Origin of the sequence: Vibrio sp. V04_P4A5T148 (assembly GCF_963875605.1) — a bacterium.
Lineage (GTDB): Bacteria > Pseudomonadota > Gammaproteobacteria > Enterobacterales > Vibrionaceae > Vibrio > Vibrio anguillarum.
Map to the genome: position 1 here is coordinate 19,891 of NZ_CAWNMS010000024.1, position 20,495 is coordinate 40,385.

Sequence of the window (20,495 nt, forward strand, 5' to 3'; positions counted from 1 at the left end):
TACCCAACTGGTAAATAACAATGAAAAAAATTATTTCTGTTATATTTTCAATATGTTGCACCATTACCTTTTCTCAAGCCGTTAATGCTGCTTGGTATGAAGTGACCGGATCGTCAGCCATTGTTTCCTCAGAGGAAGTCGCTCGCCTCAATGCATTGGAAGATGCCATCTATAAGGCGGTAAACTTTGCCGGGGCAGACATCGGTAGTATCAGTAACTTGCGACCACTGCTGGAATCAGACCGTAAAGAGTACCAGTTTACTAACCATGAAGTACGCTATGTGTTAGTTGAAGAGAATAAAACACGTCGGGGAGTGATGTATGTTAAAGCTCGAATTGATATTTACCCTTCGGCAACAGGTTGCCACGTTAGCCAATATAAGAAAACGTTTTTAGTGGGTAACATTGATCTTGCATCGCCACAACAGGCGGTTATGGGGCAAATTTACAGTGTGGGAGATGATTTTGCACAGGTACTCAACCGCCAACTCGATCAAGAATCTCGCAGTTTTGTGTCGGTTGGCACCACAGATTATGCAATTGAAAAACAGCACCCAGAACGCTTAACCATGATTGCAGAGGACACGGGGGCACAGTACATTTTGGGGGGAACCATCATCGATTTAACTGCCACGATAGAGCAAAAATTACTCGCCGATGATGTGATTAACCGTCAATTTGCTATGCAAATCCAAGTGTTTGATGGCAAAACAGGCCAAGAAGTCATGACTAGGCATTATAGAGAAGTCGCTAAATGGCCCTTCGCCAAAACCAGTCAGATAGATACGCGCAGTGCACGTTTTTGGTCTTCAACCTTTGGCAGCATGATGCTGCGTGTCAGCCGAAATATCATGCTCGATCTTGAATCGGAGCTTTCATGTAAAATAACTCTCCCCGAGGTTGTGGCTAAATATGGTAATACCATCACGATAGATTTAGGACGTGTGCATGGCGTTAAAACCGGTGACCAATTGCAGTTGTGGCATACAGGTTCATTCATTGATCAGAAAGGGCTACCACGAAATAAAGTGACTCAAAGTGATATTACCCTTACGGTTACTCGCGTCTATGAAAATGAAGCAGAGCTGAGTGTTGATCAAGAAAATCTCGCCTCTAGCATACAAATTGGCGATGTTATGCACAAACAGCTTTAATTTTCGTTTTAACTAGTTAACTTCACAAAATTATTGAGTAAACTAGCTCACCTTGCTCCCGTAGCTCAGTAGGATAGAGCGGCCCCCTCCTAAGGGGCAGGCCACAGGTTCGACTCCTGTCGGGAGCGCCATTTTGATAAAGCCTCAACACCCAACCGGTATTGAGGCTTTTTTTTCTGACGAAAAATTGACCTAATATTGATTTGAGCCACTACTATTCATATACAGTGATTACTGTAAGTTCTATGTCAAATAATCTAGAATTAGTATTAACAGATTTATCGATAGATAAGATCATGAAAAAGAGTAATCTAATCACGAATACTGGTCACCGCTTTATCTCTAAAGCAAAGACCGCCTATAAAATTCATATCCATACGCCGGACGATACGGTGCTGCACCGTTCTGTCGGCTACATACGTATTGGTGAGAAAAAGGGGCTTAAAAAGGCGATAAAGCTGCGTAATGAATTAGGTTCAGAGATGTGGGGCAAACATTGGCGTCGTCTGCTCAAAGATCCCTACTTGATGACTCGCCTACCACACAGTTTAGAACCTAAAATCATATACAAACCCAGACCAACGCTCGATAACCCGGAAGCTAGGGATCCTTGTTATATCGCGGCTTGGAGACACTATGATGAAAAAGGTAACTGTATATTTCAAAGCGTCGTTTGTTCGATCAACAAGCATGGCAAGCTTGCCGCTTATACCAAAACGAAGAAGGCGCTATTAGAGGCTTATAAAGAAGACTTGGATATTCTTGTCTACATGGGCCGATTGAATAGTATTGATTTGAAATAACGTGGCGTGATACCGGAGCGGTTAGAGGCTAAAATCCATTGTTTTACAAGAAGAAAGCCCGCGTTTTTCACGGGCTTTCTCTATTTTCTAATACTTAAGCGTTATTATTTCACTTCATAATCAAAGCTTGGAATAACGATATCAACACGACGGTTTTGCTTTCGACCTTCGACTGTATCGTTCGATGCGATTGGGCTATTTTCCCCTTCACCTTTTACGGTAAGACGGTTCGCATCCACACCTTTAGCAATCACAACATCAGCAACAACTTGTGCGCGTTTTTCTGATAGTTTCTGGTTGTAAGCCGCAGCGCCAGTTGAGTCAGTGTGACCAATAATTTCAGCATCGGCTTGTGGGTAAGCTTGCAAATATTTCACTAGTTTATCAAGCTGGTTAGTACTCTCTGCTGTTAGCTTAGTACTGTTATGGGCAAAGCTACTGCTGTCCAAACGTTGAAATGGCACATGCTTAACAACTGTTTCAGGTTCTTGGGGAATAACGACAGGCTCAACCACTGGCTGTGCAACTTCTTCAACAAACACCTCTTGCACGATGACTGGCGCAGGTTCTGCTTTACTTCCACCAAATTTATACGAAACACCTAAGGTAGCCGAGTTACCTGCCGCTCGGACAAGATCGTTATTAATATCGGTGAGGCTTTGATATTCCAAACGTAAAGTGACGTTATTATCGGTGTTGAACTCAATACCAGCGGCACCTAAATATGAGTAATCATCTTTATTGCCATAGTCAACATAAGCACCGCCGACTTTAGCATATAAGGCAATGGCATCAGTCAAAGGAAGGCTGACTTTCGGTGCGAGTGTAATGGCCGTTACTTTTTCATCATTCAGCCCCGCACCACTAAATTTGCCCAAGTAATCGTAACCTGCCTCTAATGAAAGCCAATTAAACGCTTGGTAACCAAGGTAAGCACCGACGGTAGAAGATTCATCTTCACACACATCTCCAGCACGACAAGCGTCATCAAGCCAAGATTTACCAACTTTAGCACCTACGTATACTTCAGCCATTGCGGCAGAAGATGCAAAAACAAGCGCCATTGAAACTGCTGCTGCTAACTTTTTCATACTTTTTCCTTTCCTATTTATCGTTATCATAATGCGGTTGCGGTACCCAAAAAACGGTTTACTTTTCGCCTACACACATACCTGCATAACTCGGAACCACTATACTGTATGTAAAGAAAGCTTAAATAGCGCATTAGTTTATTCTCTGTCATCGTTTTGTGAAATATTGTCAGTGCTCTACACCAAAGGATTTAACAAAGCCGATATAAAGAAAAACCGCAGCATAAGCTGCGGTTCAAAGCGTTGTTCGTATGATTGACTTATTGAGCGTTCGCTTCACGCTCAGCAATAAAGGCCAATGCCATATTGATACGAGCAATGACACGCTCTTTGCCAATCAGTTGCATAACAGCATCAACCGATGGCGATTGACCACCGCCAGTGACAGCAACACGCAGCGGCATGCCTATTTTACCCATACCGATTTCAAGCTCTTCACACACTTGAGCGATGACAGCGTGCAGGTTTTCCGTTGTCCAGTCACTCAATGCTTCTAATTTGCTTAAAGCAAGTGCTAGCGGCTCTTTCGCCACACCGCGCAAGTGTTTTTTCGCCGCATCAGCATCAAACTCAGCAAAATCTTCAAAGAAGTAACGAGATTGAGCAGCAAGTTCAACCAAGGTATTGCAGCGTTCACCAACCAGTTTAACGATCTCAGCTAATGCTGGGCCATTGTCTTTATTGATGCCTTGTTGCTCAAAGTGCCATTCAAGGTGTTTTGCAACATATTCAGGCTCTGATGTTTTGATGTAGTGATTGTTCAACCACAGCAACTTATCAGTATTAAATGCAGATGCCGATTTGCTAATAGCATTTAAACTGAAGAACTGAATCATCTCTTCACGCGAGAAAATTTCTTGGTCGCCATGAGACCAACCTAGACGAACTAAATAGTTATTCAGTGCTTCAGGCAGATAACCTTCATCGCGATACTGCATCACAGAAACAGCGCCATGACGTTTAGATAGCTTCGCGCCGTCGTCACCTAAGATCATTGCGCAGTGCGCAAACACAGGTACAGGAGCACCTAACGCTTCGTAAATGTTGATTTGACGAGGTGTGTTGTTGATGTGATCTTCGCCACGAACGACATGAGTAATCCCCATATCCCAGTCATCCACCACCACACAGAAGTTATAGGTGGGTGAGCCATCAGTACGGCGAATGATCAGATCATCCATCTGGCTGTTGGAGATTTCGATACGGCCGCGGATCTGGTCGTCAAAAATTACGCTGCCTTCTTTAGGATTACGGAAACGGATAACACACGGATCCCCTTCTTTTGCGGCGTCGTTAACCGCTTTGATTTTTGGGTGATCAGCATCGTAGCGCGGCATCTCTTTGTTCGCTTCTTGCTCGGCACGAACTTCATCTAACAGCTCTTTAGAGGCGTAACATTTGTAGGCTTTATCTTCAGCAAGCAGCTTATCGACAACTTCGTTATAACGATCAAAATGTTTAGTTTGGAAATATGGGCCTTCATCCCAATTCAAACCTAGCCAAGTCATACCTTCAAGAATCGCGTCTACGGCTTCTTGCGTCGAGCGCTCTAGGTCGGTGTCTTCAATACGCAAAACAAACTCACCACCTTGGCTTTTTGCATAAAGCCAAGAGTAAAGTGCAGTACGCGCACCACCAACGTGAAGATAGCCTGTCGGGCTAGGAGCAAAACGAGTTTTAACCGTCATTTGATTTCCTTAGGGATAAAAAGACAGCGGAGAACATGTCCACTGCAAGTACCAGGATAAAAAGTGGCGACATTTTACCACTGACGGCTAAATCTACAATCCTCGATTGCCTTTCGTTTTTCTGCGCTCAAGAATAACGCTTAAAATTCGCTTAACTTTCCTTTAGTGGAACTTGACCTTGCCCTAAAGGTAAGGTTTATGCTTCTAGCTATTGAGTTGGTTTACGGGGAATTTATCAATGAAACGCTTTCAATTGCCTTTATCAGGGCTGAAATGCATGGGGTGCGCGAAGAAACTTGAGCAGCATCTCAAGCAAGAATTTGAGGTACAAATCCACCAGCTGTCACCCACATTCATCGAACTGAGCACTTCGGCCTCTTTAAGTGAACTCATCGCCGCTATCGAATCCTTAGGCTATCAAGCCTTGCTCAGCACGAACAGCGATCCTCTGCCCTCATCGCAACCCACAACCTTGGTTAGCGATACACAGCCACTCGCACAAGAGACAGAAGTCTCAACAACGGGTTTGGTTAGTACCCACTTACTGATCCAAGGAATGACTTGCGCAAGCTGTGTTTCTTCGGTGGAAAAAGCACTTCTAAGCGTTAACGGTGTACAAAAAGCGCAAATCAATTTAGCTGAACAAAGCGCCTTAGTGCTCTCGCAAGCAGATATCGCTGACCTTGAACTGCAATTGCTCAATGCCATTACTCATGCAGGCTACCGTGCAGAGCGAGTCGATGATCCAGCCCAACAGCAAGAAAAACAAAAACAGCAATCACTTGATTTACAAAAGCAACATAAAACCAATGCATTACTAGGTTTAATAATGGGTATTCCGTTAATGCTCTGGGGCCTTCTTGGTGGCAGCATGATGATTGTGACCACTCAGCAGCAAATATACTGGGGCGTTATCGGCATTGTGTGCTTAGCCCTATTGGCCACCGCTGGCCGCCACTTTTTTAGCCATGCTTGGCTTGCGTTAACCCATAGGCGCGCCACCATGGATAGCTTAGTTGCCCTAGGAACCGGAGCGGCTTGGGCCTATTCAATGTTGGTAGTGATTTACCCAACTTGGTTTCCCGTCGCCTCGCGTCATGTTTATTTTGAAGCCAGCGCGATGATTATCGGTTTGATTTCACTGGGCCACTACATTGAGGCGAAAGCCAAAGCAAAGACAACCCAATCCTTGCAAGCCCTAATTAACTTGCAGCCACAACAAGCAACACGCATCACGGCGCAAGGCGATCAACAGATTGCGGTTGAATTAGTACAACTTGGCATGCAACTACGCATAAAACCGGGAGAAAAAGTGCCGATAGACGGCAAAGTCCTCAGCGGTGAATCTTATGTTGATGAGTCCATGCTCACTGGTGAGCCGATCCCCGTCCTAAAAGTGGCAGGCGATGCCATTGCGGCAGGCACCATCAATCATGATGGCAGCTTAGTCATCGAAGCCACTGGCGTAGGGGCGCAAACCATGCTCTCGCGCATCATCCAAATGGTGCGTCAGGCGCAAAGCAGTAAACCAGCCATTGCCAAACTGGCAGATCAGATATCCGCTATTTTTGTACCGACAGTGGTTATGATTGCCCTGTTTTCTGCTCTGATTTGGTACTTTGTAGGCCCTGAACCTAAGGCCAGTTATATGCTAGTGGTTGCGACAACAGTATTGATCATTGCTTGCCCTTGTGCCTTGGGTTTAGCTACTCCACTCTCGGTTACGGTAGGAGTTGGTAAAGCCGCTGAAATGGGTATTTTGATCAGAGATGCCAATGTATTGCAATCGGCAAGCAAAATCACCACTGTAGTATTTGATAAGACAGGTACGCTCACTCAAGGTAAACCAACTGTTCAGAACTTAGTCACGTGGGGAATTGAAGATAGCAAATTGTTAACCCTTGTTTACGCTTTGGAACTGCGCTCTGAACATCCTCTTGGCAAGGCTATCTGCCATTATGCGCAACCGCTGGTATCAACCAGCGCCGAAGTCGAGCAATTTACCAACCTAAGAGGCAAAGGGCTAATGGCTAATATTGGCGGTGATTCCGTCGTCGTTGCCTCTTTATCGCACCTTGAGTCACTGGGCGTTCCTCTTACTCAAGCACAAACGACCATTGAACACTACGCAGAACAAGCGTGGACGCCGGTCGCGGTTGCCATTAACGGTGAACTCAAAGGTCTCATCGCAATTGCTGATCCAATCAAACCTAACGCTGCACAAGCTATCAGCACACTGAACAAAATGAACATTCGTACCGTGATGCTAACCGGAGATAACCAAAGCGTGGCCACTGCAATCGCCAAACAACTAGGCATACAGCAAGTGATCGCTCAAGTACTTCCGGATCAAAAAGCACAAAAAATCGTGCAGTTACAAGAGAAAGGCCAAATCGTCGCCATGGTCGGTGATGGTATTAATGATGCGCCAGCCCTTGCGCAAGCCGATATTGGTATCGCAATGGGCAGTGGCAGTGATGTCGCAATAGAGAGTGCGCAAATGACATTGCTCAACTCCTCACCGCTTGCCGTAGTCAATGCTATCGCTCTTTCTAAAGCGACAGTAAAAAACATGAAGCAGAACCTATTGGGCGCGTTTATTTATAACACCTTCGGCATTCCCATTGCCGCTGGTGTGCTTTATCCCGCTTTTGGCTTTTTACTTAGCCCTGTAGTTGCAGGAGCGGCAATGGCTTTGTCCTCAATCACAGTCGTGAGCAACGCTAACCGCTTGCGTCTATTTAAATCCCCTTTTCACTCTTAGAGGTTAGATAAAAATGAAAATGATCACAGCCGCTATGCTTAGCACCTTGTCTCTTATGAGCTACTCCGCATTCGCCACGGTGACCGAGATGACCAATTACAAATCCCCTTATTGTGGCTGCTGTACTGAGTGGTCCACTCACATGCAACAAGCAGGATTTAAGGTTAACGAGCAATTGCAAGAAGATATGACGGCGATAAAACAACAATTGGGCATTACACCCAAGCTCGCCTCTTGCCATACAGCCGTTATCGACGGCTATGTTTTCGAAGGTCACATTCCAGCCACAGATATTCAAGCCTTTCTCGCTAATCCACCGAAAAATGCCAAAGGGTTAGCCGCGCCCGGTATGCCAATCGGTTCTCCAGGTATGGAATCTGGTGATAAGAAAGAAGCCTATTCGGTTTTTGCTTTTAACGAGCAAGGTCAGGTGTTTGAGTTTGCTCACCACGAAGGTAATTGATTTTATGTAATAAAGCCTCCGACAGATGCGGAGGCTTTCATTTGGGTGCATTGATATGGCTACGAGTTATTTAACACTAGTTACTCGGCTGACTCGCTCGCCTGAAGCAGAAATAGAACGGATCCAGACCTCACCGGACACCTTCGGTTGTTCGATGCTCGAGTAAGTAAGCCATTGTTGACCATCTAATGAGTATTGCAGCTCAACGCCTGGGAATGACGAATTCATCGACAATTTACCCGCTTCAATCTTAGCTCCGGGAATTGGCAGGCGATAATCAATGCCAGCTTTTTCCAGTTTCGCCAGCTCACGTTGCCCAACAATATTAGCAAAACGAGTCCAATCTTGATTCAGTGCAGACTTATTGACTAAGTTCGTTTGCTGAGAGTATTCAACCCCTACTTTATAGTCGTTTTCCCACTCCGCTTTATGCCAAGCACGTTCAGCGGCAGCCAACACTCGAGGGAAAACCATATACTCATACTGCTCATCATTACGAACCGTTTCTGACCACAATTGAGCTGACAAGCCGTAGAATGGTTTCGACGTCACCTCTCCTTTACCGACAAAACCATTACCATCACGATCTAATGAAGTTTCAGCGTTTTGCGGCATATTTTCCGGTGCAAAACCAAACATTTTGCGCGTATCGGTCGCACGGGTGGCCCAGTAATAACCGCGCTCTTTAGGATCCGCTTCATAAGGCATATCCATGTAGACATAATCAGGGTTAGAAACAATTACGTCGTAACCTTGTTTTGCCCATTCATAAACAGAGCTTGTACCGCCCCAATAGAGGACATCCCAAAAGTTCACACGTGTATTGCGCGTGGCAAAAGAGGATTCTCCCTCGCTGTATTTCAAGCCATCTTGCCATGCTTGGAAATTCTCAATCCCTTTATCGGCGACAATTTCCGATACTTGCTCAGCAAAATAACTCGGTAAATGAGCAAAGTCACTTACTACTCCTTGGCTGACTAATGCTTGGCACTGTGGCGATTTCGCAAATGGTTTATCTTGTTGTGAAAGATCTAAGTTACCTTTCCAACTGACTTTTTCCGTCGCATTAATATCTTGGAAACCCGCGCCCAATTTGATGTTTTTCGCCTCATCGCCACCAAAATGCCAAGTCGATAAAGGCATGCCCGCCTCACTGTGCATCAAGGCCACTTCAGTGATCACCTTATCCACAAAACGTTTAGACGAGTCTAAACAAGGGTTAATAAAACTCTGCTTATCATAAAACTGAACCGTCGTAACATTGGAGCTGTCTTGAGGATCCATCAAGCGATACTGGCTAGCCTGTTCGGTTTTCCCCTCTTGGCTCAAACGATCAAAACGAGCCTCCATTGAAACAACCGCAGAGCGAGCATGGGCTGGCATATCAATTTCAGGGATCACTTCAATATTGCGCGCTTTAGCGTGCTTGAGGATTTCAATGTAATCGGCTCGACTAAAATAACCCGAGCCAAAGTTATCAGAATTTGGACCGGAGCCAAGCTGTGGCAGCAAGCAGTTTTTCTCATCTAAATCAAAGCAGCGCTGTCCACCAATGTCGGTCAATTCAGGTAAGCCCGGAATTTCTAAACGCCAACCTTCATCATCGGTCAAATGAAGATGTAATTTATTCATCTTATAAGCCGCCATTTGATCTAACGTGGCCAAAATCGCTTGCTTAGAATGGAAGTTACGTGCGACATCCACCATCACACTACGGTAATCAAAACGTGGAGCATCTTCGATGCGGATCGCTGGCAGCGCTGTGACATTCTGGCTATCCACTAAACCCAAAATAGATTGAACGGCGTAGAAAGCTCCCGCCTCATCAAATGCACGAATAGAGATAGCATTCGGTGCAATCTCCAACTCATAAGCACCCGATGTCGCCATCTGGTCAGAAAATTCGCTCGGTGTAATCGCAACACCAACCGCCAACTCTCCATCAAGCTTCAGCCCAATCGTTTTAGCACGCGCCTGCAATGCTGAAAACTGATCCGTCGCAAAGTCCTTCACATCAAGCTTAAGGCCACGAGTAATGTCAACAACACCTTGACCAAGCGTTGTTTTTAGAGGCGTTGGTAACAGAGCCGTTGATACATCTTGCAGTGATACATCGCTATTTCTCTCAAATCGGCTGATGGCCGTGGCAAACACATTATTATCGCTGGTGGTGCGTTTTATATTGTCGCCCTCAAGCCCACGCACAAATGACGACGTGTCCTCTGTATTGAGAGATACAATAAGTTTAGGCTCTGTATTGGGCGCCGCAACGAATGCACGCGGCATAAAGTCCGTTTCAAACAACTGCCAATACTCAGCGACCAGAGGCAAAACAACCTCTTCGCCCGCAGCAAAACCATCAAATTTATCAGTAGGTTCAAGCTTATGTAAATCACCCGTTAAACGGGTAATTTTGAATTGATCATTTTCAACATCCAGAATCAGTCGAATGCTGTGGAAATAGATAGCCCACTGCTTTGAATTCACGGCTTCACCTTGGTTAACCAAGGTCATGTTCACTTTATTACACGATGCCCATTCCGCTTCGAGAGCCTGACATGCCAATCCTTCATCTGCCCCGTGATTGGTTACTACGGTGTAATGAATATCCAAATTTTCCGCCAGCGCATCGACTACTTTCTGCTCTGGTGATTGCAACAAAGAGCAACCTGATAATGTGGCGATAACCGAAACAGCAATCAAACTAGGTTTCAACATTTGACTCACCCTACCTTTAAAATAAAAACCCAATATCCTGTTAAAAGGACTCAAAACAGCAACAAGCATAAAGGCTTGTGACCTAAGGCATTCACCATACAAGGAGTTATTTCTAAGCGTAAAATAATTAGCTACACGAAGTGATCCAGTTCAAATTCCCTAAAACACAATCAGAATAAAACCATTTAAAATCAACAAATTAAAATTAACGTCAAAACCGTAATTTATTATTTGACGAGTTTAACTTGAGAAAGATCACATAAAAATGCATAACAAAAATGAATTTATGAATAGAGATCACTACTCACTACAAGGCGAGAAGTTCATTAAAGGGATTTGGCAGGTTAAATCGTGATATAGGTCATAAATTGTAATGACTCATCAAACGTCAAAATGCGCTAAAGTGACGTTTTATACACATCCTAATGCTATTTATTATCGTGGAATATTGACTGCTATTTTCAATAGTTGAATTTACTCTGTGAAGGGTGGACAGTGAAAGAGCCTGATAGAGAAAGAGGAAAAGGAAAACCCTTTCTCTTTGGTAATGAAAATGATCACATCCAGATGTAACAAAGCCTCACATTACTGCGAGGCCTTTAATGTGGTCGGTGAAGAGCCAGATAGTGAAAGAGGCGAACCCTTTTCTCTTTGGTAACGAAAAAACTTACCGCTTCCAAATGCAACAAAGCCCCGCATTACTGCGAGGCCTTTAATGTGGTCGGTGAAGAGCCAGATAGTGAAAGAGGCGAACCCTTTTCTCTTTGGTAACGAAAACTTACCGCTTCCAAATGCAACAAAGCCTCGCATTACTGCGAGGCTTTTAATGTGGTCGGTGAAGAGCCAGATAATGAAAGAGGCGAACCCCTTTCTCTTTGGTAACGAAAAAACTTACCGCTTCCAAATGTAACAAAGCCCCGCATTACTGCGAGGCTTTTAAATATGGTCGGTGAAGAGGGATTCGAACCCCCGACCCTCTGGTCCCAAACCAGATGCGCTACCAAGCTGCGCTATTCACCGAAATTTTTGCTCTGCACTTAGCGAGCAGTTCCGAGCTTTTTGCCTAGAACGGATGCGTATATTACTCATCTAAAACTAAGACGCAAGCCTTTAATCTTATTTCCATCAAATAACAAACTCATTGGCTAAATCACCATCAAATACACATAAAAACGTGACTAATTACACACCAATAGAAACATCAAGTTAACCTATGCAACATAATTGATCCAGATCAGTGTCAGCAAACAGAGCAAACTTTAACTTGGCTGTGTCTTCGAAACTTTGGAGGAAACATGGACTTTTGGCTTGATCTCCTATTTGGTAATGCTGTGGGACTATCTTCAATGATAGTAATCTTTGGTGCTTTTGGTCTTATGCTGTTTTATGGCGGTTTCTTCATTTATAAAGTGATGAATGACAAATCTCCTCACTAGATCGCTTAGCACCTATTGAAAAATAGTGTGACGCTATGCACCGGGGTGGATTATCTGTCTGCTCCGGTTTTTTATCGCGTTAATAACTCTATCTTTTTGATGAATGGCATCATTCAGCTACTCAAGAGCGGTTCGATAAGAACACCTGTCTCAAAATAGTTTCCATTTTTTCATGCAAATAAGAGTATTCCCTCAGCGCATAAATAAAGACGTCAATGCCGTCTATATCTTGTTGAGGAAAAGTGATGGGGAAAGGCTGGAAACCATGAGTGTCATTAAAAACGCCTTGGTTAATTAATATTAACTGCTAAAATATAGCAACGTTAATAGGCAACACTTAGAGTGTTGCTTTCTTTTTATTCACCGCCGTTGGGAAACGTAAGAGCAATCTATGTCACAACAAGCCACCATTCGTTTAAACAAATACATCAGTGAAACTGGTTTCTGTTCTCGTCGAGAGGCCGATAAGTTAATTGAACAAGGCCGAGTAACCATCAATGGACTATTGCCGGAAATGGGCACTAAAGTCACGCCAAACGATGATGTTTGCATTGATGGTAATCCATTAAAATCAAAAGAAAAACCGATATATATTGCCCTTAACAAACCGACTGGAATCACCTGCACAACAGAGCGCGATATTCCAGGTAACATTGTTGATTTTATTGGCCACCACAAACGTATTTTCCCGATAGGTCGATTAGATAAACCATCAGATGGACTGATCTTTCTGACTAACGATGGTGACATAGTCAATAAGATATTACGTGCTGGTAATAACCATGAAAAAGAGTACGTCGTCCGAGTAGATAGACCCATCACCGACGAATTTCTACATAAGATGGCCTCTGGTGTGGAAATTCTTGATACGGTGACACTGCCTTGCAAAGTAACCCAAGAAACGAAGTTCTCCTTTAGAATTGTGTTAACACAAGGGTTAAACCGTCAAATTCGTCGTATGTGTGAGGCCTTAGGTTACGAAGTGTTTAAACTACGCCGAGTTCGTATTATGAACATCAGCCTAGACGGTATCCCGAATGGTGAATGGCGTTATTTAAGCGACGAGGAAGTCGCTGAAATATTAGCAATGTGTGAGAGTTCTTGCGGTACGGAAGGCGCGTCCAAGCTTGATGTGACGGGTAAGCGTATTCGCAAAGCTACCGATGCAAAACTGTTTGATAGTCGTGAGCAAAATCAAACCTCGACGGCACGCAGAAATCAAAAGCCAAAAACGTTCCAAGGACGCAATGCCGATGAGTTTCGCCATGCTCCAAATACAAAAAGAGCACCGCGCCGACCCACAAATTCATCACAAGGTGCGCCAGCTAATAGCCACAGAAAAAGCAGTACGTTAAGCCTTAAAAAATAATCATCGAACAATGCGTTAATTCTGTTGAGCAATAAAATGACCGTAATGACGCATCACTGAAGCAACTATAAAAAAGGAGAAACTTTCGTTTCTCCTTTAAGACAGTATAAAATTAACGCTTATTTCGTACCAAAAATCTTATCACCAGCATCGCCAAGACCAGGAACGATATAACCTTTATCATTCAATTTCTCATCAATTGCCGCCGTATAGAGCTCAACATCAGGGTGCGCTTTTTCTAACGCCGCGATGCCTTCAGGCGCTGCAACTAAAACGAGAATTTTAAATTGGTTACAGCCGCGCTCCTTGAGCAAATCGATCGTCGCAATCATGGAACCGCCAGTTGCCAGCATTGGGTCAACCACAAGCGCAATTCGCTCCTCAATATTAGAAGCGAGTTTGTTGAAATAAGGGACAGGCTCAAGCGTTTCTTCATCACGATAGATGCCAACAACACTAATCCGCGCACTTGGAATGTGCTCCAAAACGCCGTCCATCATGCCAAGACCAGCACGCAAAATAGGTACTACCGTTACTTTTTTACCTTTGACTTGATCAATTTCAACTGGGCCATTCCAGCCTTCAATCGTCACTTTTTCTGTTTCAAAGTCTGAGGTTGCTTCATAAGTTAGTAGGCTACCCACTTCTGTAGCTAACTCACGAAAACGCTTAGTGCTGATATCCCCTTCCCTCATTAACCCAAGTTTGTGCTTAACTAGAGGGTGTTTAACTTCAACAACTTTCATTTTCATCTCCGACGACATTTAAACAAACCTTCGAATTGTACACACTTTTTATGCTAATTTCAGTGCCAATTATAAACAAAAAAACTGACGCAAACGTTTTCCTTTTTGTTTTAAGCCCTGTTAGAATAGCGCCGTTTTCATATCCAACTTATGACCGAGGACTTCCCCGTGAGCGGTAATAACACTTCTCTTAGTTACAAAGATGCTGGCGTAGATATTGATGCAGGCAATGCACTTGTTGAACGAATTAAAGGCGCCGTCAAACGCACTCGTCGCCCTGAAGTTATGGGTGGCATTGGTGGTTTTGGCGCGCTTTGCGAGCTACCAACCAAATATAAACATCCTGTTTTAGTCTCTGGCACCGATGGAGTTGGCACAAAACTTCGCCTCGCATTGGATATGAATAAGCACGACACCATTGGCATTGACTTGGTTGCAATGTGTGTTAACGATTTGATTGTTCAAGGTGCTGAACCGCTTTTCTTTTTGGACTACTACGCCACGGGCAAATTGGATGTAGATACAGCTGCTGATGTGGTGTCGGGTATTGCCGATGGTTGTGTGCAAGCAGGTTGCGCTTTGATCGGTGGTGAAACCGCTGAAATGCCGGGTATGTACGAAGGTGAAGATTACGATGTCGCTGGCTTTTGTGTCGGTGTGGTTGAAAAAGAAGAGATCATCGATGGCTCAAAAGTAGCAGCAGGTGATGCTCTGATTGCGGTTGGCTCTAGCGGCCCCCACTCAAACGGCTATTCATTAGTTCGCAAGATCCTCGAAGTATCAGGTGCCGACAAAAATGAAGACTTGGCTGGCAAAACGATTGGTGAGCACTTACTGACACCAACCAAAATTTACATCAAATCAGCACTTAAAATGATCGCCGAGCACGATATTCACGCCATTTCACACATTACTGGCGGTGGTTTCTGGGAAAACATTCCTCGCGTTCTTCCGCAAGGGACGAAAGCGGTGATTGACGGCAATAGCTGGGAATGGCCAATTATTTTCCAATGGCTGCAAGAAAAAGGGAATGTAACCACTCACGAAATGTACCGCACATTTAACTGTGGTGTCGGACTGATTGTTGCGCTTCCAATGGATCAAGCACAAGCGGCAGTTCAATTACTGCAAGCGGAAGGCGAAAATGCGTGGGTTATCGGTCATATTGCTGAAGCTCAACTCGATGAAGAGCAAGTAGAGATCAAATAACTGATGAAAAGTATTGTTGTTTTAGTTTCAGGAAATGGCACCAACTTACAGGCTATCCTTGATGCGTGTGAAACGAAAATTAAAGATGGCAAAGTAACGGCTGTTTTTTCAAACAAAGCAACTGCTTATGGCTTAGAACGAGCTAAAAAAGCAGGTGCGGCGGCGGTGCATATTGACCCAAATGCCTTTGACACGCGAGATGCGTTTGATGCGGTATTGATGGAGAAAATTGACCAATACGCGCCTGACTTAATCATTCTTGCTGGCTACATGCGTATTCTGAGTGGTGAGTTTGTGCGTCACTATTTAGGACGGATGCTCAATATTCATCCTTCTTTACTTCCTAAATATCCTGGGTTGAATACCTACCAACGCGCGATTCACGCAGGTGATGAAGAGCATGGCACCAGTGTGCATTTTGTGACTGAACAACTTGATGGTGGCCCAGTCATTCTACAAGCAAAAGTGCCTATTTTTGATGAAGATACCGTTGAGATTCTGACTCAACGTGTCCAAGCTCAAGAGTATCGAATTTACCCACTAGTGGCACAATGGTTCGTTGAAGGACGCTTGGAAATGCGTGAAGGTAAAGCCTATTTAGATGGACAATTACTTGGCATGCATGGTTATGCTTTCGATGAATAAATCGTATCTCTAAATAGTGCGAAAAAGGTTGCCTCAACAGCAACCTTTTTTATTGTCATCTCAAATACAATTCAAACAGCAGTAAATAGACAAGCTTAAGAATACAAAACTTAAATGGGTGCTTGGCAGCTTGGCTTTGCCGCGGCAAACGGAATGTCAGCTAAGAACTGCGCATTGCCATCAACGTATTCGCCATAATGGAAAATCGCATATTCGCCTGGCTTCATTCGTTGCCAAGTTTCATTTCCCGTCAGTGGCTGAGTCGCAATCACTGACACAACATCATCAGGCGTTGTTTCTTCTTGGAAGTTAATCTCGACATCTTCATCAAGTAAACTTGCTTTCCCAAAGGGGGCACGTCGAGTAATCCAGTACAGATGATTCGTGCAATAGGTCACCACAAACTCACCGTCAGAAAGTAGCATATTAAACACACCTTGCTGCTTAAGTTGATCGCAACACTTCGCAACGAATTGAAACATGCTGAGCATATCTTGAGGCGGTTCAGGATAACGCGCTTCTAACTGCTTTAACAACCAACAGAAAGCTTGCTCGCTATCGGTTTCACCAACAGGGCGATAGCGCCCAGTTTCTAGCTGCTGATGATCAGCCAATTGTCCATTGTGAGCGAACGTCCAATATCTCCCCCACAATTCTCGAGTGAATGGGTGAGTATTTTCCAAATTCACCCCACCCCGATTTGCTTGACGAATATGGCTAACCACTGCCCGACTTTTTATAGGGTAACTCTGCACAAGCTCTGCAATTTTTGACTGAAAGCTAGGGTTAGGGTCTTTAAAGGTGCGAAAACCCTTCCCTTCATAGAAAGTGATTCCCCAACCATCACGATGCGGCCCCGTGTTGCCGCCACGCTGAATCAACCCAGTAAAACTAAAGCAAATATCAGTCGGCACATTGGCACTCATACCGAGCAATTCACACATGGTTTAATGCACTCCCTTTTGCAACCACAAACACATTAAAAGAAAAGAACGGTGTTGAACTTTCTTACGCCATCTCTTTTTCAATCAGTTGGATAACGATGTGGATGATCTTGATATGGATTTCTTGGATACGATCCGCGTAGCCGAAGTGCGGGACACGAATCTCGATATCCGCTAAACCTGCCATTTTCCCACCGTCTTTACCGGTCAGTGCAATGGTCTTCATCCCTTTGGCTTGGGCCGCTTCAATCGCTTTCAAAATGTTCCCCGAGTTACCAGAAGTCGATAGGCCAAACAGGACATCGCCTTTTGAACCCACCGCTTCCACATAGCGAGAGAATACAAAATCGTAACCAAAATCATTGCTAACGCAAGACAAATGGCTTGGATCTGAAATAGCAATACCAGGATAACCCGGACGATTCTCGCGATAGCGCCCCGTTAGCTCTTCAGCAAAGTGCATTGCATCACAGTGGGAACCGCCATTACCGCAAGAGAGCACTTTCCCGCCTTGCTTAAATGAGTCGGCAATCAGTTTTGCGGCGGCCTCAATTTGAGCGATGTTATGCTCATCATTAAGAAATTTGTTTAGCACGTCAGCCGCTTCGGTCAATTCACTTTTAATTAAATCCTGGTACATAGATATATTCTCTTTTTAATCTGTTTACCGATAGGCTCCATCAATCAAGAGCCAGTAACAGGCTTGAGTTTACCCAAACCATCCTTTCTGTCGATAGTTCGACTTCAAGAATTGTTGTTTTCTCCCGCTTCCCACTCCAGAAAGCCCTCTATGGGTTGTTTATTTTGAGGTTTTGCCCTACATGGATCACTTTTTGAACAATACAAGGTTTTACATTTCGTTAATAATTTGATTACACTTAGCACTGGTTAGACCACTTACACAAACGAGACGACTAACAACACTTCCCAATGCACTGACAAAAATCAGCCGCAATGGCGTGAATACAGTCTCAAAGGAATGAAATTATGGACATCTTGCTCTCTATACTTGGTTTTCTCACCGTGTTCGGTGTGTGCCTCTACCACCGAATGTCACTTTTTAGCGCATTAGTTGCGCTAACGGTAACCATGGTGGTTCTTACCCTGCTGGATTACACCGGGGTGATTGGATGGTTGCTATATTTAGCGGCTATCGCTTTATTAGCCGTTCCCTCTATCCGTCAAAGCGTGATTAGCGAAAAAGCATTAACACTGTTCAAAAAAGTGCTGCCAGCAATGTCACAAACCGAAAAAGAGGCATTAGATGCAGGAACCGTTTGGTGGGAAGCTGAACTGTTTAAAGGCAAACCGAACTGGAACAAACTACACAAAATTGCAGCGCCGACATTAAGTGCACAAGAGCAAGCCTTTATTGATGGACCAGTCAACGAAGTGTGTGCCATGGTTAGCGATTATCAAGTTACGCATGAATTAGCCGACTTACCTCCTGAGGTTTGGCAATATTTAAAAGATCATAAATTCTTCGCCATGATCATTAAAAAACAATACGGCGGCTTGGAGTTTTCAGCTTATGCACAATCCATTGTGCTACAAAAGCTAACGGGTGTATCTGGAGTGCTTTCATCCACCGTTGGTGTACCGAACTCTTTAGGCCCGGGCGAACTTTTACAACATTATGGTACTGAAGATCAGAAAAACCATTACCTGCCACGTTTAGCGGAAGGTAAAGAGATTCCCTGCTTTGCATTAACCAGCCCAGAAGCGGGTTCCGATGCAGGTTCAATTCCTGATTTTGGCGTGGTATGTAAAGGGAAATGGGAAGGAAAAGAAGTGTTAGGGATGCGCCTAACGTGGAACAAGCGCTACATCACGCTCGCCCCGGTTGCAACCGTATTAGGCCTAGCATTCAAACTGCGCGATCCTGACGGCTTACTTGGGGATAAAACAGAGCTTGGCATCACTTGTGCGCTCATCCCAACCCACTTAAAAGGAGTTGAAATTGGCAATCGCCACATGCCATTGAACGTTCCATTCCAAAATGGTCCGACACGTGCTAACGACTTATTTGTGCCGCTTGATTTCATTATTGGCGGACCAAGCATGGCAGGACAAGGCTGGCGTATGCTTGTAGAGTGTTTATCGGTTGGACGTGGCATTACGTTACCTTCTAACTCGACGGGCGGAATTAAAACTGCGGCGCTAGCAACAGGAGCTTACGCTCGGATTCGTCGTCAATTTAAGCAACCAATTGGCCATATGGAAGGTGTCGAAGAGCCATTAGCACGTTTAGGTGGTAACGCTTATGTGATGGATGCGGCGAGCAATTTAACCGTAGCTGGTATTGATCTGGGCGAAAAACCCTCGGTCATTTCCGCTATAGTCAAATACCACTGTACCCACCGTGGTCAACGCAGCATTATTGATGCAATGGATATCGTGGGCGGGAAAGGCATTTGTATTGGTCCTGCTAACTTTTTAGCTCGCAGCTACCAAGGTGCACCGATTGCCGTAACCGTCGAAGGGGCCAATATTCTGACTCGCTCAATGATCATCTTTGGTCAAGGCGCTATCCGTTGTCATCCTTATGTTTTAGAAGAAATGAACGCCGCTTATTCACAAGATTCTGATGCCGTTGAGAAATTTGACGCCGCTCTTGCAGGTCACGTCAGCTTCACCATGAGTAATCTTGTGCGCAGTATTTGGTTTGGTGTTACCGATGGTTTTGGTTCATCTGCACCGACTAATGATGCAACCAAACGCTACTATCAACAACTAAACCGTTACAGCGCTAACTTAGCACTGCTTTCTGATATTTCGATGGCTGTATTGGGAGGCTCTCTCAAACGTAAAGAGCGTTTGTCAGCACGCCTTGGCGATATTTTGAGCCAACTCTACCTCAGTTCTGCCACACTTAAGCGTTTTGAAAATGATTGTCGTCCCGTGGAGGATCTTCCTTTGGTTCATTGGGGTCTGCAAGACAGTTTGAAGCAGACGGAAGTCGCCATTGATGAATTCTTAGCCAACTTCCCGAATAAAGCGATTGGTAAGGTACTTCGTATATTGTTGATGCCGATTGGTCGAGTACGCAAAGCACCTAGCGATAAATTAGATAGCCAAGTTGCGCAGATCCTGCAAACACCGAGTGAAACTCGTTCACGCATTGGTCGCAACCAATATCTCGCCCCAACGGCGCATAATGCGGCGGGTAAGATTGAACAAGCACTGGACATCATTTTACGTGCAGAGCCTTTGTTCGATAAAGTGTGCAGCGTCACCAATCAACGCCGTCCATTTTTGCGTTTAGATGAAGTGGCTGCCATTGGCTTACAACAAAAAATTCTAACCGAACAAGAAGCACAGCTATTAACGGAAGCTGAGGCTCATCGTTTGTATACCATTAATGTCGATGATTTTGCGCCACAGGAACTGGCCGCAAAGCCTCAATATCCGGCAATGAATGATGTTGCGTAAGTCAATCTATTGAATGTCAAAGGGCGTTTTAAA

15 protein-coding genes and 2 tRNA genes are annotated in these 20,495 nt (G+C 44.5%); 10 read left to right on the forward strand and 7 right to left on the reverse strand.

The window, feature by feature from the left end:
- The first annotated feature begins 20 nt into the window (after positions 1 to 20).
- From AACT18_RS03300 to AACT18_RS03310, 3 genes are all read left to right on the forward strand, one after another.
- Positions 21 to 1,154: a flagellar assembly protein FlgT gene (locus AACT18_RS03300; RefSeq protein ID WP_094125350.1), complete on the forward strand. Its 1,134-nt coding sequence runs from the start codon at positions 21 to 23 to the stop codon at positions 1,152 to 1,154.
- 54 nt (positions 1,155 to 1,208) lie between these two features.
- Positions 1,209 to 1,285: transfer RNA gene (locus AACT18_RS03305), tRNA-Arg, on the forward strand.
- 165 nt (positions 1,286 to 1,450) lie between these two features.
- Positions 1,451 to 1,957 (forward strand): Fe3+-citrate ABC transporter substrate-binding protein, encoded by a 507-nt coding sequence (locus tag AACT18_RS03310; protein WP_029189872.1) that lies wholly within the window; start codon positions 1,451 to 1,453, stop codon positions 1,955 to 1,957.
- A 104-nt stretch (positions 1,958 to 2,061) separates the two neighbouring features.
- On the opposite strand, the gene AACT18_RS03315 is transcribed toward AACT18_RS03310, so the two are convergent.
- On the reverse strand, positions 2,062 to 3,048 hold the full coding sequence (locus AACT18_RS03315; RefSeq protein ID WP_026029039.1) for an OmpA family protein: 987 nt from the start codon (positions 3,046 to 3,048) through the stop codon (positions 2,062 to 2,064).
- A gap of 260 nt (positions 3,049 to 3,308) precedes the next feature.
- The gene (gene gltX, locus AACT18_RS03320; RefSeq protein ID WP_013856240.1) at positions 3,309 to 4,736 is read right to left on the reverse strand and encodes a glutamate--tRNA ligase; all 1,428 of its coding nucleotides are present in this window, start codon (positions 4,734 to 4,736) and stop codon (positions 3,309 to 3,311) included.
- A gap of 238 nt (positions 4,737 to 4,974) precedes the next feature.
- Between gltX and AACT18_RS03325 the strand changes: the two genes are divergently transcribed.
- Entirely contained in the window at positions 4,975 to 7,500 is a 2,526-nt protein-coding gene (locus AACT18_RS03325) for a heavy metal translocating P-type ATPase (protein ID WP_176428305.1), read from the forward strand.
- A 13-nt stretch (positions 7,501 to 7,513) separates the two neighbouring features.
- Positions 7,514 to 7,963 (forward strand): DUF411 domain-containing protein, encoded by a 450-nt coding sequence (locus tag AACT18_RS03330; protein ID WP_094125018.1) that lies wholly within the window; start codon positions 7,514 to 7,516, stop codon positions 7,961 to 7,963.
- A gap of 66 nt (positions 7,964 to 8,029) precedes the next feature.
- On the opposite strand, the gene AACT18_RS03335 is transcribed toward AACT18_RS03330, so the two are convergent.
- Both AACT18_RS03335 and AACT18_RS03340 read right to left on the reverse strand, forming a co-directional pair.
- A complete protein-coding gene (locus AACT18_RS03335) occupies positions 8,030 to 10,681 on the reverse strand; it encodes a beta-N-acetylhexosaminidase (protein WP_094125019.1) in 2,652 nt (883 codons plus the stop codon).
- 943 nt (positions 10,682 to 11,624) lie between these two features.
- Positions 11,625 to 11,701, reverse strand: a tRNA-Pro gene (locus AACT18_RS03340).
- Between the two features lie 275 nt (positions 11,702 to 11,976).
- Here AACT18_RS03340 and AACT18_RS03345 point away from each other — a divergent pair.
- Positions 11,977 to 12,117 (forward strand): DUF3149 domain-containing protein, encoded by a 141-nt coding sequence (locus AACT18_RS03345; protein WP_010319399.1) that lies wholly within the window; start codon positions 11,977 to 11,979, stop codon positions 12,115 to 12,117.
- 391 nt (positions 12,118 to 12,508) lie between these two features.
- A complete protein-coding gene (rluF, locus tag AACT18_RS03350) occupies positions 12,509 to 13,486 on the forward strand; it encodes a 23S rRNA pseudouridine(2604) synthase RluF (protein ID WP_094125334.1) in 978 nt (325 codons plus the stop codon).
- Positions 13,487 to 13,605: 119 nt separating this feature from the next.
- On the opposite strand, the gene upp is transcribed toward rluF, so the two are convergent.
- Entirely contained in the window at positions 13,606 to 14,232 is a 627-nt protein-coding gene (upp, locus tag AACT18_RS03355; RefSeq protein ID WP_026027908.1) for a uracil phosphoribosyltransferase, read from the reverse strand.
- Positions 14,233 to 14,400: 168 nt separating this feature from the next.
- Here upp and purM point away from each other — a divergent pair, with 168 nt between their 5' ends.
- Together purM and purN are read left to right on the forward strand one after the other, a co-directional pair.
- Positions 14,401 to 15,441, forward strand: coding sequence for a phosphoribosylformylglycinamidine cyclo-ligase (gene purM / locus AACT18_RS03360; RefSeq protein WP_010320092.1), 1,041 nt, complete (start codon positions 14,401 to 14,403; stop codon positions 15,439 to 15,441).
- Between the two features lie 3 nt (positions 15,442 to 15,444).
- Positions 15,445 to 16,086 (forward strand): phosphoribosylglycinamide formyltransferase, encoded by a 642-nt coding sequence (purN, locus tag AACT18_RS03365; protein WP_017047307.1) that lies wholly within the window; start codon positions 15,445 to 15,447, stop codon positions 16,084 to 16,086.
- Positions 16,087 to 16,196: 110 nt separating this feature from the next.
- Here the strand turns inward: purN and AACT18_RS03370 are convergent, their stop codons facing one another.
- Positions 16,197 to 17,030, reverse strand: a complete 834-nt coding sequence (locus AACT18_RS03370; protein WP_094123761.1) for a class II glutamine amidotransferase — start codon at positions 17,028 to 17,030, stop codon at positions 16,197 to 16,199.
- 64 nt (positions 17,031 to 17,094) lie between these two features.
- Positions 17,095 to 17,670 carry a D-sedoheptulose 7-phosphate isomerase gene (gene lpcA / locus AACT18_RS03375; RefSeq protein WP_010320095.1) on the reverse strand — a complete coding sequence of 192 codons (576 nt, stop codon included), beginning with the start codon at positions 17,668 to 17,670 and terminating at the stop codon, positions 17,095 to 17,097.
- Between the two features lie 347 nt (positions 17,671 to 18,017).
- On the opposite strand from lpcA, the gene fadE reads away from it, so the two are divergent.
- Positions 18,018 to 20,462, forward strand: a complete 2,445-nt coding sequence (gene fadE / locus AACT18_RS03380) for an acyl-CoA dehydrogenase FadE (RefSeq protein ID WP_094125181.1) — start codon at positions 18,018 to 18,020, stop codon at positions 20,460 to 20,462.
- Positions 20,463 to 20,495 lie beyond the last annotated feature (33 nt).